The organism is Pseudomonas sp. CGJS7 (assembly GCF_036961695.1).
Window position 1 is genome coordinate 17,099 of sequence record NZ_JBAMDI010000075.1, and the last position, 14,416, is coordinate 31,514.

8 protein-coding genes are annotated in these 14,416 nt (G+C 63.1%); 4 read left to right on the forward strand and 4 right to left on the reverse strand.

Translation table 11 applies throughout. The features are described from left to right. Positions 1–10: 10 nt before the first annotated feature. Both V7787_RS33200 and hrpA read right to left on the reverse strand, forming a co-directional pair. On the reverse strand, positions 11–1,132 hold the full coding sequence (locus tag V7787_RS33200; RefSeq protein WP_049587008.1) for a beta-ketoacyl-ACP synthase III: 1,122 nt from the start codon (positions 1,130–1,132) through the stop codon (positions 11–13). A 174-nt stretch (positions 1,133–1,306) separates the two neighbouring features. Next, a complete protein-coding gene (gene hrpA, locus V7787_RS33205) occupies positions 1,307–5,212 on the reverse strand; it encodes an ATP-dependent RNA helicase HrpA (protein ID WP_336091674.1) in 3,906 nt (1,301 codons plus the stop codon). A gap of 798 nt (positions 5,213–6,010) precedes the next feature. Here hrpA and V7787_RS33210 point away from each other — a divergent pair. Both V7787_RS33210 and V7787_RS33215 read left to right on the forward strand, forming a co-directional pair. Further along, positions 6,011–7,375, forward strand: a complete 1,365-nt coding sequence (locus V7787_RS33210; protein WP_336091690.1) for a glutamine synthetase family protein — start codon at positions 6,011–6,013, stop codon at positions 7,373–7,375. Positions 7,376–7,399: 24 nt separating this feature from the next. Further along, a complete protein-coding gene (locus tag V7787_RS33215; RefSeq protein ID WP_064491823.1) occupies positions 7,400–8,707 on the forward strand; it encodes an NAD(P)/FAD-dependent oxidoreductase in 1,308 nt (435 codons plus the stop codon). A gap of 286 nt (positions 8,708–8,993) precedes the next feature. On the opposite strand, the gene fadD1 is transcribed toward V7787_RS33215, so the two are convergent. Both fadD1 and fadD2 read right to left on the reverse strand, forming a co-directional pair. Next, the gene (fadD1, locus tag V7787_RS33220; RefSeq protein ID WP_003254620.1) at positions 8,994–10,691 is read right to left on the reverse strand and encodes a long-chain-fatty-acid--CoA ligase FadD1; all 1,698 of its coding nucleotides are present in this window, start codon (positions 10,689–10,691) and stop codon (positions 8,994–8,996) included. A 331-nt stretch (positions 10,692–11,022) separates the two neighbouring features. After that, positions 11,023–12,711 (reverse strand): long-chain-fatty-acid--CoA ligase FadD2, encoded by a 1,689-nt coding sequence (gene fadD2, locus V7787_RS33225; protein ID WP_020190615.1) that lies wholly within the window; start codon positions 12,709–12,711, stop codon positions 11,023–11,025. 218 nt (positions 12,712–12,929) lie between these two features. Here fadD2 and V7787_RS33230 point away from each other — a divergent pair, with 218 nt between their 5' ends. After that, positions 12,930–13,874 (forward strand): alpha/beta hydrolase, encoded by a 945-nt coding sequence (locus V7787_RS33230; RefSeq protein WP_020190616.1) that lies wholly within the window; start codon positions 12,930–12,932, stop codon positions 13,872–13,874. Positions 13,875–13,908: 34 nt separating this feature from the next. Beyond that, the gene (locus V7787_RS33235; RefSeq protein WP_003254624.1) at positions 13,909–14,379 is read left to right on the forward strand and encodes a MaoC family dehydratase; all 471 of its coding nucleotides are present in this window, start codon (positions 13,909–13,911) and stop codon (positions 14,377–14,379) included. The last annotated feature ends 37 nt before the right edge of the window (positions 14,380–14,416 follow it).

Sequence of the window (14,416 nt, forward strand, 5' to 3'; positions counted from 1 at the left end):
GCCTGATGAATCAGCGCTTGCGCAGAATCACGCTACCAATCGAATACCCCGCACCAAACGAGCTCAACACGCCCAACGAGCCCTTGGCCAGGTCATCCTGGTACAGGTGGAAGGCAATCACCGACCCCGCCGAGCTGGTATTGGCGTAACGGTCCAGAATCACCGGTGCCTCTTCCTCGGCCACTTCACGCCCCAACAGTTTCTTGACGATCAGCTGGTTCATGCTGAGGTTGGCCTGGTGCAGCCAGAAGCGCTTCACGTCGCCCGGTTGCAACCCGTTCTCCTGCAGGTGCTCACCGATCAGCTCGGCCACCTTCGGGCACACCTCGCGGAACACCTTGCGGCCTTCCTGGATGAACAGCTTGTCCGCAGCGCCTTCGCCCTCTTCCGCCGCACGGTTGAGGAAGCCGAAGTTGTTGCGGATGTTGTTGGAGAACTCAGTCCAGAGCTTGCTGCTGACGATGTCGAACTGGTGCGCCGAAGTGGCCTGGTCGGCACGCTCCAGCAACACGGCGGTGGCGGCATCGCCAAAAATGAAATGGCTGTCGCGGTCACGGAAGTTGAGGTGGCCGGTGCACACTTCGGGGTTGACCATCAGCACCGCCCGCGCCTGGCCCAGCGCTACGCTGTTGGCGGCGGTCTGTATGCCGAAGGTGGCCGACGAGCAGGCCACGTTCATGTCGAAGGCAAAGCCCTGGACACCCAGTGCCTGTTGCACTTCGATGGCGATCGCCGGGTAAGGGCGCTGCAAGTTGGAGCAGGCGACGATCACCCCGTCGACATCAGCCGCCGTCCGGCCTGCGCGCTCCAGGGCCTGGCGGGCAGCGGCCACGGCCATTTCACACAGCACCGACGGTTCATCGTTGCTACGCTCGGGCAGGCGCGGCTTCATGCGCTGCGGGTCGAGGATACCGGCCTTGTCCATGACAAAGCGGCTCTTGATGCCCGAGGCCTTTTCGATAAACGCCGCGTCGGAGAGCGGCGCCGCCTCGACTTCACCGCGCTCGATGGCGGCAGCGTTGTCCTGGTTGAACTGCTGCGACCAGGCATTGAAGGAAGCCACCAGCTCTTCGTTGGAAATGCTCTGGGCCGGGGTGTACAGGCCGGTGCCGCTGATCACGACGTTATGCACGGTCGTTCCTCTGGTCAAAGGCCATCGCCACGGGGCGCTGGCTGGAAACATGACAGGTTAATGGCACTTTAGTGCCAATTCAGGGGCATACGTTTACCCCCGCGCGGCGGGCTTATCCGCCAAGGGCCGCAAAGCGGCCCCAAACGCCCCAAAGTTTGCCACAAATAATGGAGGTTAGCCTTCCACCTGACTCCATTGTTTGCTCAATCGCTTGTCAGAAATCGGCACCTTGGTCCCCAACTGCTGGGCAAACAGCGACACTCGATATTCTTCCAGCCACCAGCGGTACACGGTCAGTTGCTCATCGCGCTTGCCTTCCTGGGCATGCTTGTCGGCACGGGCCTTGTACTGCGCCCACAGGTTGGCCAATTCGCCGCTCCACACCCGGTCCTTCTGTACTTGCGAGCCGAGTTTCTCGAGGCGCAATTCAACCGCCTTGAGGTAACGCGGCAACTCCTTGAACCACACCCCAGGCGTTTCGCGTACGAAGCCCGGGTACACCAGGTTGCCTAGCTGCTGCTTGATGTCGTTCAGTGCCACCGCTTGGCTCAGGTCGATCTTGCCCTTGAAGCGTTTCTGCAGACCATGCCACAGCTTCAGCACTTCCAGGGTCTGCCTTGCCAGGCGCTCGGCATGCTCGGCCCAGCTGCCGCGCTTGCGTTCAGCCAGCGCGGCCAAGGCCGCGCCATCACGTGGCAACGGTTGTTCGCCTTCAAGGATGCAACTGTCCAGGCTGGCCAGCAGAATGTCTTCGACCAGCGCCTCTACCCGCCCCATTTCACGGTACAGCAGGCCCAGCTCGGTCAGCCCCGGCAGCTTGCCGCGCAGGAACTTGGCCGGCTCGGCCAGTTGCTGCAGCAACAGCCGTTGCAAGGCGCGGCGGTGCTGAAACTCGGCTTCGGCCTGGGTCGAGAAGCGCCCTTCACGCACAGTGCCGTTGTCTTCCACCAGCGCCGGGTACACGGTCATCGACAGGCCGGCGATCTTCTGCTGGGCGGTCTGCTTCACTTCGCTGAAGGCCTTGGCCTGCACCGGCTGCTCACCCTTGGCGTCACGCGGCACGGCCAGGGCAGCCTGGCTGGCGGCAGCAAAGCGCGCGGTCAGTTCCGCCAGGTCGCGGCCTTCGCCAAGGAACTTGCCCTGGCCATCGACCACTTCGATGTTCATGCGCAGGTGGCCCTCGACCTGGTTGACCGACTCGTCCCAGGCCTCATCCGACACACGCGCACCGGTCATGCGCAGCAGCTCCTGGCCCAGGGCCTGTGGCAGCGCCCCTTGGCCGAAGGTCATGCGCGCCAGCGAAGCCTTGACGAAGTCTGGCACCGGGACAAAGTTCTTGCGCAGGGCCTTGGGCAGGTTGCGCACCAGCGCCACGCACTTGGCCTCCAGCAGGCCCGGCACCAGCCACTCCAGGCGCTCGCCCGGCAGGCTCGGCAACAGCGGCGCCGGCACCCGCACCGTCACACCATCACGGGGGTGGCCGGGCTCGAAGTGGTAGCTCAGCGGCAGGCGCAGATCGCCCACCTGCATACTGTCGGGGTACTGTGCGGCGGTCACTTCGCTGGCCTCGCGGGCCAGCACGTCCTCCTCGCGCATGATCAGCAGGTTGGCGTCCTTCTGGCTGCCCATGCGGTACCAACTGTCGAAGGTCGCCGTCTGGTGGATTTCCGCCGGCAGGCGCGCGTCGTAGAAAGCGTACAGCGTTTCTTCGTCAGCCAGGATGTCACGCCGGCGAGCCTTGGCTTCCAGCTCGTCCAGCTCTTCAAGCAGGCGCTTGTTGGCCGCCAGGCACTTGGCCCGCGACTGGATTTCGCCACCCACCAGGCCTTCGCGGATAAACAGCTCGCGCGAGGTCGCCGGGTCGATCGGGCCGTAGTGCACTGGCCGGCGGCCGACCAGGATCAGCCCGTAGAGGGTGATCTGCTCGTAGGCCACTACCTGCCCGCGCTTCTTCTCCCAGTGCGGCTCGAAATGGTTTTTCTTGATCAGGTGGCCGGCCAGCGGTTCGATCCAGTCCGGCTCGATCTTGGCCACCATGCGCGCATACAGCTTGGTGGTTTCGACCAGCTCGGCAGCCATGACCCACTGCGGGCGCTTGCGCCCCAGGCCCGACGAAGGATGCACCCAGAAGCGCCGCTGACGGGCGCCCTGGTAGTCGCCCTCTTCGGTCTTCTGGCCAATCTGGCTGAGCAGCCCGCTGAGGATTGCCTTGTGCATCTTCTGGTAATCGGTCGGTTCCTTGTTCACCGTCAGCTGCAGGTCACGGCAAATCAGCGCCAACTGACGATGAGCATCGCGCCACTCGCGCAGCCGCAAGTAGTTCAGGAAGTGCTTGCGGCACCAGTTGCGCAGCGGGTTGGCGGTCAGCGCCTGGCGTTGTTCCTCGAAGCCGCGCCACAGGTTGACCAGCGCAGCGAAGTCCGAGTCCACGTCCTTCCACTGTGCGTGCGCCTGATCGGCGGCCTGCTGGCGTTCTGGAGGGCGTTCACGCGGGTCCTGCACCGACAGCGCGCTGGTGACGATCAGCACTTCCTGCAGGCTGCCCAGGCGCGCGCCTTCAAGCAGCATGCGGCCCAGCCGCGGATCGATCGGCAAGCGCGCCAGCTGGCGGCCAATTGGCGTCAGCTGGTTCTCGCGGTTGACCGCCGAAAGCTCCTGCAACAGGTTGAAGCCGTCGCTGATGGCTTTGCCATCCGGCGGCTCGATGAACGGGAAGGCATCGATTGCGCCCAGGCGCAGGTGCAACATCTGCAGGATCACCGCCGCCAGGTTGGTGCGCAGAATCTCCGGGTCGGTAAACGCTGGCCGGCTGTTGAAGTCCTCTTCGCTGTAGAGACGCACGCAAATGCCCGGCTCGACCCGGCCGCAACGGCCTTTACGCTGGTTGGCACTGGCCTGTGACACTGCCTCGATCGGCAGGCGCTGGACCTTGGCGCGGTAGCTGTAGCGGCTGATGCGCGCAGTACCGGTGTCAATCACATAGCGGATGCCAGGCACGGTCAGCGAGGTTTCGGCGACGTTGGTGGCCAGCACCACGCGGCGCCCGGTGTGCGGTTGGAAGATACGCTGCTGCTCGGCCGGCGACAGGCGCGCGTACAGCGGCAAAATCTCGGTATGGCGCAGTTGCGCCTTGCGCAGGATCTCGGCGGCATCACGGATTTCCCGCTCGCCCGGCAGGAAGATCAGCACATCGCCCGGGCCCTTGCCTTCGCTGCGTTCGTGCTGCGCCAGCTCGTCGAGGGTGGCAAGGATGGCCTGATCGACAGTGAGGTCATCCTCGATCTGGTTGCCCTCTTCGTCCTGCTCGCTGGTCAGCGGGCGGTACCAGGTGTCCACCGGGAAGGTGCGCCCGGACACCTCGATGATCGGCGCACCGTCGAAGTGCCTGGAGAAGCGCTCCAGGTCGATGGTGGCCGAGGTGATGATCAGTTTCAGGTCCGGTCGGCGATGCAGCAACGTTTTCAGGTAGCCGAGCAGGAAGTCGATGTTCAGGCTGCGCTCGTGCGCTTCGTCGACGATGATCGTGTCATAGCGTTCAAGGAAGCGGTCATGCTGGGTTTCGGCCAGGAGAATGCCGTCGGTCATCAGCTTGACCAAGGTGTTGGAATCGCTCTGGTCTTCGAAACGCACCTGGTAACCGACCAGCGCGCCCAAGGGCGTGCCCAGCTCTTCGGCGACTCGCGCGGCCACGCTACGCGCTGCGATCCTGCGTGGCTGGGTATGGGCGATCAACCCATGGCTGCCACGGCCAAGCTCCAGGCAGATTTTCGGCAACTGGGTCGTCTTGCCAGAGCCGGTTTCGCCGGCGATCACCAATACCTGGTTTTCGGCCAAGGCCTTCTTGATTTCGTCACGCTTGGCGGCGATGGGCAGGTTGTCGTCGTAGCGTACGGTCGGCACGCTCTGCTGACGCGCGGTGACCTGAGCGCAGGAGGCCTGGACCTTCTCCACCCACTGCGCCAGCTTCGCCTCGTCGGGGCGCTTGCGCAGTTCGTGCAGTTGCCGGCGCAGGCGATGGCGGTCGGCAATCATGGCGTGGTCGAGGTTTTGCAGCAGTTTGTCGATGGCGTGGTCAGTCATGGGGCTTTTTAGTGATGCAGGTGAGCCTGCTTTTTCATGATCGGCATTCGGAAAGTCGGGCGATTGTCGCAGATTTGCGGATTCTCTGCTGCCTGCACGCTCCCTGTGGGAGCGGCCTTGTGTCGCGATAGGGCCGCAAAGCGGCCCCAGCAATTTCTGCGTGGTCGCTGATGGCCGGGGTCCGCTACGCGGCCCTTTCGCGACGCAAGGCCGCACAAAGGTGGCGTCCTGGGACAGATTGCACTTGGCGAACGGCAGCGGCGGGTGGCGCAGTTGCTCAAGGCGTGCTCAACGCTCGGTACTTGCGCGGTCTCCTGTGGGAGCGGGCGAGCCCGCGAAGCAGCCACCGCGTTGCATGGCACCGGCCTTGCCGGTGTTCGCGGGCATGCCCGCTCCCACAGGGATCACGCCAGCTTTCAGAAATTGAGCAAGACAGTTGCTCCCACTTTGACCGTGATGCTTTCAACACGAATGTTTAGCCGAGTGCGATGTAAAGGTTGCCATTCACTGCTTTAATCAACCTTACGCCGCATGTGAGTATCAAAGGCATGACTCCCGCCCAGCCCATCGCCCCACCGTCGTCCCGCCCTTCGCTACCGAAGGCCCGGAGCCGTGCCGGGGAAAATCCGCTGGTCCACATCATCCTCGCCTTCTGGGCCTTGTGGCACTGCCGTCACGCGCGCCCACCGGACACCTCGCTCACGCCATTGTGACCAAACCCGGCCAGCGTCTGGCCGTTTGACTCAACCGGGCCGCCTGCTTGCGCGGTGGCCCTGCGCGTCTATGAGCGAATTGATCATGCACTTTGCCCCTGTAGAGCAGGCTACCCGTTTTCTGGCCGACAACCCCGATATCGAGCTGTTCGAACTGTTCATCCTCGACGCCAACGGTGTGCCACGCGGCAAGCTGTTGCACCGCGAGGAACTGCTGGCCGTGTACCAGACAGGCCGGCCACTGCCCAGCACCATCCTTGGCCTGACCCTCAATGGCGACGACGTGGAAAACTCCGGCCTGGTGTGGGACGTCGGCGATATCGACTGCCGTGCCTACCCGCTTGACGGCAGCCTGGTGCGCCTGCCCTGGCGCCGGGTCCCCACCGCCGCAGTGCAGGTGAGCATGCACCCCAGCGAGGGGCTGCCGGCCAGCATCGCGGACCCACGCCATGTGCTGCTGCGCACCATCGAAGCGCTGAAGGCTGACGGTTATCACCCGGTGATGGCCTGCGAGCTGGAGTTCTACCTGCTTGACCAGCAGCGTGATGCCCAGGGCCGCCCACAACCGGCACTGGACAACGATGGCGGCCGCCCACGCAGCACCCAGGTCTATGGCCTGCGCGAACTGGAGCAGATCGAACCGTTCCTCGCCGACCTGTACGCTGCCTGCAAGGCCCAAGGCATCCCGGCGCGCACGGCCATTTCCGAGTACGCCCCAGGCCAGGTGGAAATCACCCTGGAGCATGGCGATGCGCTGCAGGCGATGGACCAGGCGGTGCGCTACAAGCGCCTGGTAAAAGGTGTGGCCCATGCCCACGGCATGCAGGCCTGCTTCATGGCCAAGCCATTCGCCCAACTGGCCGGCACCGGCATGCACATGCACCTGAGCCTGGCCGACAGCGCCGGCAACAACCTGTTCGCCAGCGAAGACAAGGCCGGCACCCCGCTGCTGCGCCAGGCCGTGGCCGGCATGCTGCGCCACCTGCGCGACTCGCTGCTGCTGTTCTGCCCCAACGCCAACTCCTTCCGCCGCTTCCAGGCCAACAGCTATGCGCCCCTGGCGCCAACCTGGGGCGTGGACAACCGCACCGTGAGCCTGCGTGTGCCAGGAGGCCCTGCCAACAGCCGCCATGTGGAGCACCGCATCTGTGGCGCAGATGCCAACCCTTACCTGGCTGCAGCGGCGATCCTTGCTGCCAGCCACTGGGGCATCCGCGAACAGCTTGACCCAGGCGCGCCCGTTGAAGGCAACGGCTATGCCCAGGCCACCGAACACCTGCCCACTGACTGGCTGACCGCACTCGACGCCCTGCAACATTCCGATTGGGCCCGTGAAGCATTGGGCGAAGACTTCTTTGGCGTGTACCTGAAGGTCAAGCGCGCCGAGTACCGCCAGTTCATGGCCGAAGTCAGCGAACAGGACTGGCGCTGGTACCTGCACCAGGCCTGAGCCCCTAAATAACAAGGAACACCCATGAACGCAGCATTGAACAACGGCCCGGCGCAGCGCGCGCCGTCCTACTACAGCGCCACCCTCAACGACCACACTGCGTACCCGCAACTCAAAGGCACGGTGCAGGTGGATGTGGCGATCATCGGCGGTGGCTTTACGGGCGTGGCCACGGCGGTTGAACTGGCCGAGCGCGGCCTGAAGGTCGCCATCGTCGAAACCAACCGTATCGGCTGGGGCGCCAGCGGGCGCAACGGCGGCCAGGTGACCGGCAGCCTGTCGGGCGACGAGGCCATGCGCTCGCAGATGCGCAACCACCTGGGCGCCGAAGTTGACGACTTCATCTGGCACTTGCGCTGGCGCGGGCACCAGGTGATCGAGCAGCGCGTGGCGCGCTATGGCATCGATTGCGACCTCAAGCGTGGCCACCTGCATGCAGCCATGAAGCCTTCGCACATGAACGAACTGCGTGCGTTCGAGGCCGAAGCACAGCGCCGCGGCATGGGCGATCAGGTGCAATTGCTCGATCGCGCTGCAGTGGCCGAGCATCTGCAAAGCCCGCTTTATCTGGGTGCGTTGAAGAACCTGCGCAACCTGCACCTGCACCCACTCAACCTGTGCCTGGGCGAAGCCCGTGCCGCGCATGGCCTGGGTGCACTGATATTCGAAAATTCCGAAGTGCTGGACATCGTCCATGGCCCGCGCCCGGCGGTGGTTACCGCCCACGGCCGGGTGGAGGCACGCCAGGTGATGTTGGCCGGCGATGTGTATCACAAGCTGGAAAAGCGCCAGCTCAAGGGCAAGATCTTCCCAGCCATGGGCGGTATCGTCACCACCGCGCCGCTGGGTGAGCTGGCCGAGCAGATCAACCCGCAGGACCTGGCGGTGTACGACTGCCGCTTCGTCCTCGACTACTACCGCCTGACGGCCGACAAGCGCCTGCTGTTCGGCGGCGGCGCCAACTACTCGGGCAAGGATTCACGGGACATCGAAGGCGAATTGCGCCCCTGCATCGAACGCACCTTCCCGGCATTGAAGGGGGTGCCGATCGAGTTCCAGTGGAGCTGCGCCATGGGCATCGTGGTCAACCGCATCCCGCAGTTGGGCAAGCTGTCGGACAACGTGTGGTACTGCCAGGGTTACTCGGGGCATGGCATTGCCACCAGCCACATCATGGGCGAGATCATGGCCGAAGCGTTGACCGGGACGCTGGAGAAGTTCGACACCTTCGCCCAGTGCAAGCATGTGCGAGTGCCGATGGGGGACTTGCTGGGGAACCCGCTGCTGGCGGCGGGGATGTGGTATTACCAGATGCTCGAGAAGCTGCGCTGAGTTGCGCGGATGTAGGAGCGGGTTTACCCGCGAAAGGGCCGGCCCTGCTGACCGATCTCCACCCGCCGTTCACCGTTGTCGCCACTACCGTATTCGCGGGTAAACCCGCTCCTACCGGGGCTCACAATGTCTGAAGACGGCGCCGCATCTTATTGTGGGGCCTTGTGTCGCGAAAGGGGCGCAAAGCGCCCCCAGCCATCGTTGCATCACCGCCGAAATCCCAGGGCCGCGTCGCGGCCCTTTCGCGACACGAGGCCGCCCCCACACTGAGCGTGCAGGCTTGTGGTCAGGCGATCTTCTTCAAGCCTTGCTTCTTGAGCTCTTCATCACGCAGTTCGCGGCGCAGGATCTTGCCCACGTTGGTGGTCGGCAGCGAATCGCGGAACTCGATGTGGCGCGGTACCTTGTAGCCGGTAACGTTGGCACGCATGTGCTCCATCACCTGCTCCTTGGTCACGGTCATGCCCGGCTTGACCACGATGAAGACCTTGATCACTTCACCCGACTTCTCGTCCGGCACACCGATGGCTGCGCACTGCAGCACGCCCGGCAGGGCCGCCAACACGTCTTCCAGCTCGTTGGGGTATACGTTGAAGCCCGAGACCAGGATCATGTCTTTCTTGCGGTCGACGATGCGCATGTAGCCGTCCGCCTGGATCACGGCGATGTCGCCGGTCTTCAGCCAGCCTTCGCTGTCGAGAATCTCGGCCGTGGCATCTTCACGCTGCCAGTAGCCCTTCATCACCTGCGGGCCCTTGACACACAGCTCGCCCACTTCGCCAAGCGGCAACTCATTGCCAGCGTCGTCGATGACCTTGCACAGGGTCGACGGCACCGGAATACCGATGGTGCCCACCTGGTTCGCTTCCGAGGGGTTCACCGCCGCCACCGGGCTGGTTTCGGTCATGCCATAGCCTTCGCAGATGGCGCAACCGGTAACGGCCTTCCAGCGCTCGGCCACGCTTAGCTGCAAGGCCATACCGCCCGACAGGGTGATTTTCAGCGCCGAGAAATCCAGGGCTCGGAACGCCTCGTTGTTGCACAGGGCAACGAACAAGGTGTTGAGGCCCACAAAGCCGCTGAACTTCCACTTGCCCAGTTCCTTGACCATCGCCGGCAAGTCTCGCGGGTTGCTGATCAGCACGTTGTGGTTGCCGATCAGCATCATCGCCATGCAATGGAAGGTAAACGCATAGATGTGGTAAAGCGGCAGCGGGGTGATGAGGATTTCGCAGCCTTCGTGCAGGTTGGCGCCCATCAGTGCGCGGCACTGCAGCATGTTGGCCACCAGGTTGCGGTGGGTCAGCATGGCGCCTTTGGCCACGCCGGTGGTACCGCCGGTGTACTGCAGCACCGCCACGTCGTTGGCCTGCGGGTTGGCTTCGGTCACTGGCTGGCCCTTGCCCAGCGCCAGGGCGTCATTGAAACGCACGGCCTGCGGCAGGTTGTAGGCCGGCACCATCTTCTTCACGTATTTGATCACGCTGTTGATCAGCAGGCGCTTGAGTGGTGGCAGCAGGTCGGCCACTTCGGTGACGATAACGTGCCTGACCTGGGTTTTGGGCACCACTTTTTCCGCCAGGTGGGCCATGTTGGCCAGGCACACCAAGGCCTTGGCACCCGAGTCGTTGAACTGGTGTTCCATCTCCCGCGCGGTGTACAGCGGGTTGGTGTTGACTACGATCAGCCCGGCACGCATGGCACCGAAGACCGCGACCGGGTATTGCAGGACATTGGGCAGTTGCACGGCAATGCGGTCACCCGGCTTGAGGTCGGTATGCTGCTGCAGCCAGGCGGCAAACGCCCCCGACAACGCATACAACTCGCCATAAGTGATAGTCTTGCCCAGGTTGCTAAAGGCCGGTTTGTCGGCAAAGCGTTGGCAGGATTGCTTGAGTACTGCCTGGATATTGGGGAATTCGTCAGGATTGATTTCCGCCGTAATCCCGGCTGGGTACTTATCCTTCCAAAAATTTTCGATCATGGAAGCCCACTCCTTCAGCAACAGCGAAGTTCGATTCACGCGTCGATGCGCTTATTATTGATATGAGATGACGGTTCGTTGCAAACCGGATCATCTGGAAGCGGGCCGAGAGTAACAGCTTTGTCTGGGGTCGCCTAGAGGCCAAAACAGGCCTTACGGTCACAAAAATGACTCAATGAACAATACAGGTCATTTTTAGAGTAATTATCCAAAATGTCGCAGATAAGGCTGTATAGAGCCTGTTAGAGCGGTTTAAGGCATTCGCGGGTAAACCCGCTCCTACATTGGGCGATGCAGGAGCGGGTTTACCCGCGAAGAAGCCATCCCGGTATCACGCTATATCACGCAACTCCCGCCGCAAAATCTTGCCCACCGGCGTCATGGGCAACGATTCGCGCAGCACGATGTGCTTGGGTACTTTGTAGCCGGTGAAGTTGGCCTTGCAGTAGGCCTTCAGCTCATCAACGCTCAGCCCCCCCTCGCGCGGCACCACGAACAGCTTGACCGCCTCGCCGGAACGCTCGTCCGGCACACCGATAGCCGCACAGTTGGCGACCTTGGGATGCCCCATCACCACATCCTCGATTTCGTTGGGGTACACGTTGAAGCCCGAGACGATGATCATGTCCTTCTTGCGGTCGACGATGCGGGTGAAGCCGTCCGGGTCGATCACCGCGATATCACCGGTCTTGAACCAGCCTTCTGCATCCAGTGCCTGGGCCGTTGCCTCGGGCTGCTGCCAGTACCCCTTCATGACCTGCGGGCCTTTGATGCAAAGCTCGCCCCGCTCGCCCAGCGGCAGTTCGTTGCCCTCATCATCGATGACCTTGAACGCAGTACCCGCCACGGGGATGCCCACGGTACCCAGACGCGCCAGCTGGCCGTAGGGGTTGGTGCTGGCCACCGGCGAGGTTTCTGTCAGGCCGTAGCCTTCAACGATGCGGCACCCGGTAAGGTCTTCCCAGCGCTCGGCGGTGGCCTTGACCAGCGCTGTGCCACCAGAGTTGGTGACCTTCAGCGCCGAGAAGTCCAGCTGACGGAAGCCCGGGTGGTCCATCAGTGCGACAAACAGGGTATTGAGGCCCAGCAAGGCAGAGAAACGCCACTTGCCCAGCTCCTTGATGAAGCCGGGAATATCCCGCGGGTTGGTAATCAGCACATTATGGTTGCCGGTGACCATCATGCACATGCAATTCGCGGTGAAGGCATAGATGTGGTACAGCGGCAGCGGCGCGATCATCACTTCCTGGCCGTCCTTCAGCAGCTTCTGCCCATCGGGGCCGTGCTGCGAGAAGCAGGCCAGCACCTGCAGCATGTTGGCCACCAGGTTGCCATGGGTGAGCATCGCGCCCTTGGCCAGGCCGGTGGTGCCGCCGGTGTACTGCAGCACCGCGATGTCATCGAGGTTCAGCGACACCGGTTTGGGCGACAGCCCGCGGCCCTCGCGCAGCACCTGCTTGAACGGCACCGCCTGGGGCAACCGGTAGGCCGGTACCATCTTCTTCAACTTGTCGACCACGGTGTTGACCAGCCAGCCCTTGGCGGCCGGCAGCAGGTCGCCCATCTTTGCCTCGATCAGGTACTCGATACCGGTATCGGGCAGCACCTCCTGCACGCGCTTGCCGAACATGTTCAGGTACACCAGCGCACGCGCGCCACTGTCCTTGAACTGGTGGCGCATCTCGCGCTCGGTGTACAGCGGGTTGGTATTGACCACGATCAGCCCGGCGCGCATGGCACCGAAGACGGCGATGGGGTACTGCAGCACATTGGGCATCTGTACGGCGATGCGCTCACCCGGTTTGAGGTCGGTGTGCTGCTGCAACCAGGCAGCGAAGGCTGCCGAATGGCGCTCCAGTTCCGCGTAGCTGAGGGTCACGCCCAGGTTGCTGAACGCCGGGCGGTCGGCAAAGCGCTTGCAGGAGCGCTCGAACACCTCGACGACCGAGGCGTAGGCATTGATGTCGATGGTGGAAGGCACGCCTGCCGGGCGCTTGTCATTCCAGAAGTCGGCTTGCATTTATTATTGTTCCTCTGCCTGGACCTGCACTGCGTCCTTTAGTCCTTTACCTGACCGCCTGCTGGCGAAAAGGCGTTGATTCGACGTTAGCAGGTAAACCCAAGGTGGCATATACGCCAAGTGCCGCCATTAACATTGTGAATCTTATTTGTGCCCCTCCTGCAATCTGGCCCGTTGTGCATACACTGTTCGGGTAACCGCGCGCACAAGGACCCGCCATGCCTCACGACGCCTTCTGGCTGCCCGCCAGTGAGCACTGCAGCCTGTACGTACACCAATGGCTGCCGGCCACACCGGTAAAGGCCGTGGTGCTGCTGGCCCATGGCATGGCCGAGCATGCCGGGCGCTACCAGCGCCTGGGCCAGGCCCTGAGCGAGGCCGGCTTTGCCCTGTTCGCTGCCGATCAGCGTGGCCACGGGCGCACGGCCGAACTGGGCAACCTCGGCCTGTTCGCCCGCCATCATGGCTGGAATGCCGTGGTCAACGACCTTGGGTGTGTGGCCCAGCACATAGGCCAGCAGTTCCCGTGCACGCCGCTGTTCCTGTTCGGCCACAGCATGGGCAGCTACATCGCCCAGGCGTACCTGCTGCATCACAGTGGCAGCCTGCACGGGGCGATCCTCAGCGGTTCCAACTACCAACCGGCCGTGCTGTACCGCCTTGCGCGGCTGATTGCCCGGCTGGAGTCCTGGCGCCAGGGGCCACTGGGCAAGAGTGCACTGATCGAATGGTTGTCCTTCGGTTCGTTCAACAACGCCTTCAAGCCCAACCGCACGGCCTTCGACTGGCTCAGCCGCGACCCGGGCGAGGTCGATCAGTACGTGAATGACCCGTTGTGCGGCTTTCGCTGCACCAACCAGTTGTGGCTCGATCTGCTGCAAGGCTTGGCGCAGATCAGTCAGCCGGGTAACCTCGCGCAGATCGATCCCAACCTGCCGATGCTGGTGATCGGCGGTGAATGTGATCCGGTCAGTGCCGGCAAGCGTCTCACCCATCTGGCCGACGCCCTGCGCGCGACCGGCAACCGACATGTACAGCTGCGCATCTATCCTGAGGCGCGGCATGAAGTACTCAACGAAACCAACCGTGGCGAGGTCATCGCCGATATTCTCGGCTGGCTGGAACAGGCGCTGGCCCTTGGCCGCCCTGCGCGCAGTGAATGATAGCCGCCCTCGCCCAACGCTTAAGGAAGCATCGATGTCCCAGGTCACCAACACGCCTTACGAAGCCCTCGAAGTCGGCCAGAAGGCCGAGTACAAGAAGTCCGTTGAAGAACGCGACATTCAGCTGTTCGCCGCGATGTCCGGTGACCACAACCCGGTTCACCTGGATGCTGAGTTCGCCGCCAAGAGCATGTTCCGCGAACGTATTGCCCATGGCATGTTCAGCGGCGCGCTGATCAGTGCGGCAGTGGCCTGCACCCTGCCTGGCCCTGGCACCATCTACCTGGGCCAGCAGATGAGCTTCCAGAAACCGGTGAAAATCGGCGACACCCTGACCGTGCGCCTGGAAATCCTCGAGAAGCTGCCCAAGTTCAAGGTGCGCATCGCCACCAATGTGTACAACCAGAACGACGAGCTGGTGGTCGCGGGTGAAGCCGAGATCCTGGCGCCGCGCAAGCAGCAGACCGTCGAGCTGGTATCGCCGCCGAACTTTGTGGCGAGCTGAAGTGTGATGCAGCCAGCTTCTTCTTCAAGGCTGCTCT

What these genes read in the sequence shown, in the direction of transcription:
- V7787_RS33230 (WP_020190616.1), top strand. Translation starts at nt 12,930, where the DNA reads ATGCCTCACGACGCCTTCTGGCTGCCCGCCAGTGAGCACTGCAGCCTG.
- hrpA (WP_336091674.1), bottom strand. Translation starts at nt 5,212, where the DNA reads ATGACTGACCACGCCATCGACAAACTGCTGCAAAACCTCGACCACGCC.
- V7787_RS33215 (WP_064491823.1), top strand. Translation starts at nt 7,400, where the DNA reads ATGAACGCAGCATTGAACAACGGCCCGGCGCAGCGCGCGCCGTCCTAC.
- V7787_RS33210 (WP_336091690.1), top strand. Translation starts at nt 6,011, where the DNA reads ATGCACTTTGCCCCTGTAGAGCAGGCTACCCGTTTTCTGGCCGACAAC.
- fadD2 (WP_020190615.1), bottom strand. Translation starts at nt 12,711, where the DNA reads ATGCAAGCCGACTTCTGGAATGACAAGCGCCCGGCAGGCGTGCCTTCC.
- fadD1 (WP_003254620.1), bottom strand. Translation starts at nt 10,691, where the DNA reads ATGATCGAAAATTTTTGGAAGGATAAGTACCCAGCCGGGATTACGGCG.
- V7787_RS33235 (WP_003254624.1), top strand. Translation starts at nt 13,909, where the DNA reads ATGTCCCAGGTCACCAACACGCCTTACGAAGCCCTCGAAGTCGGCCAG.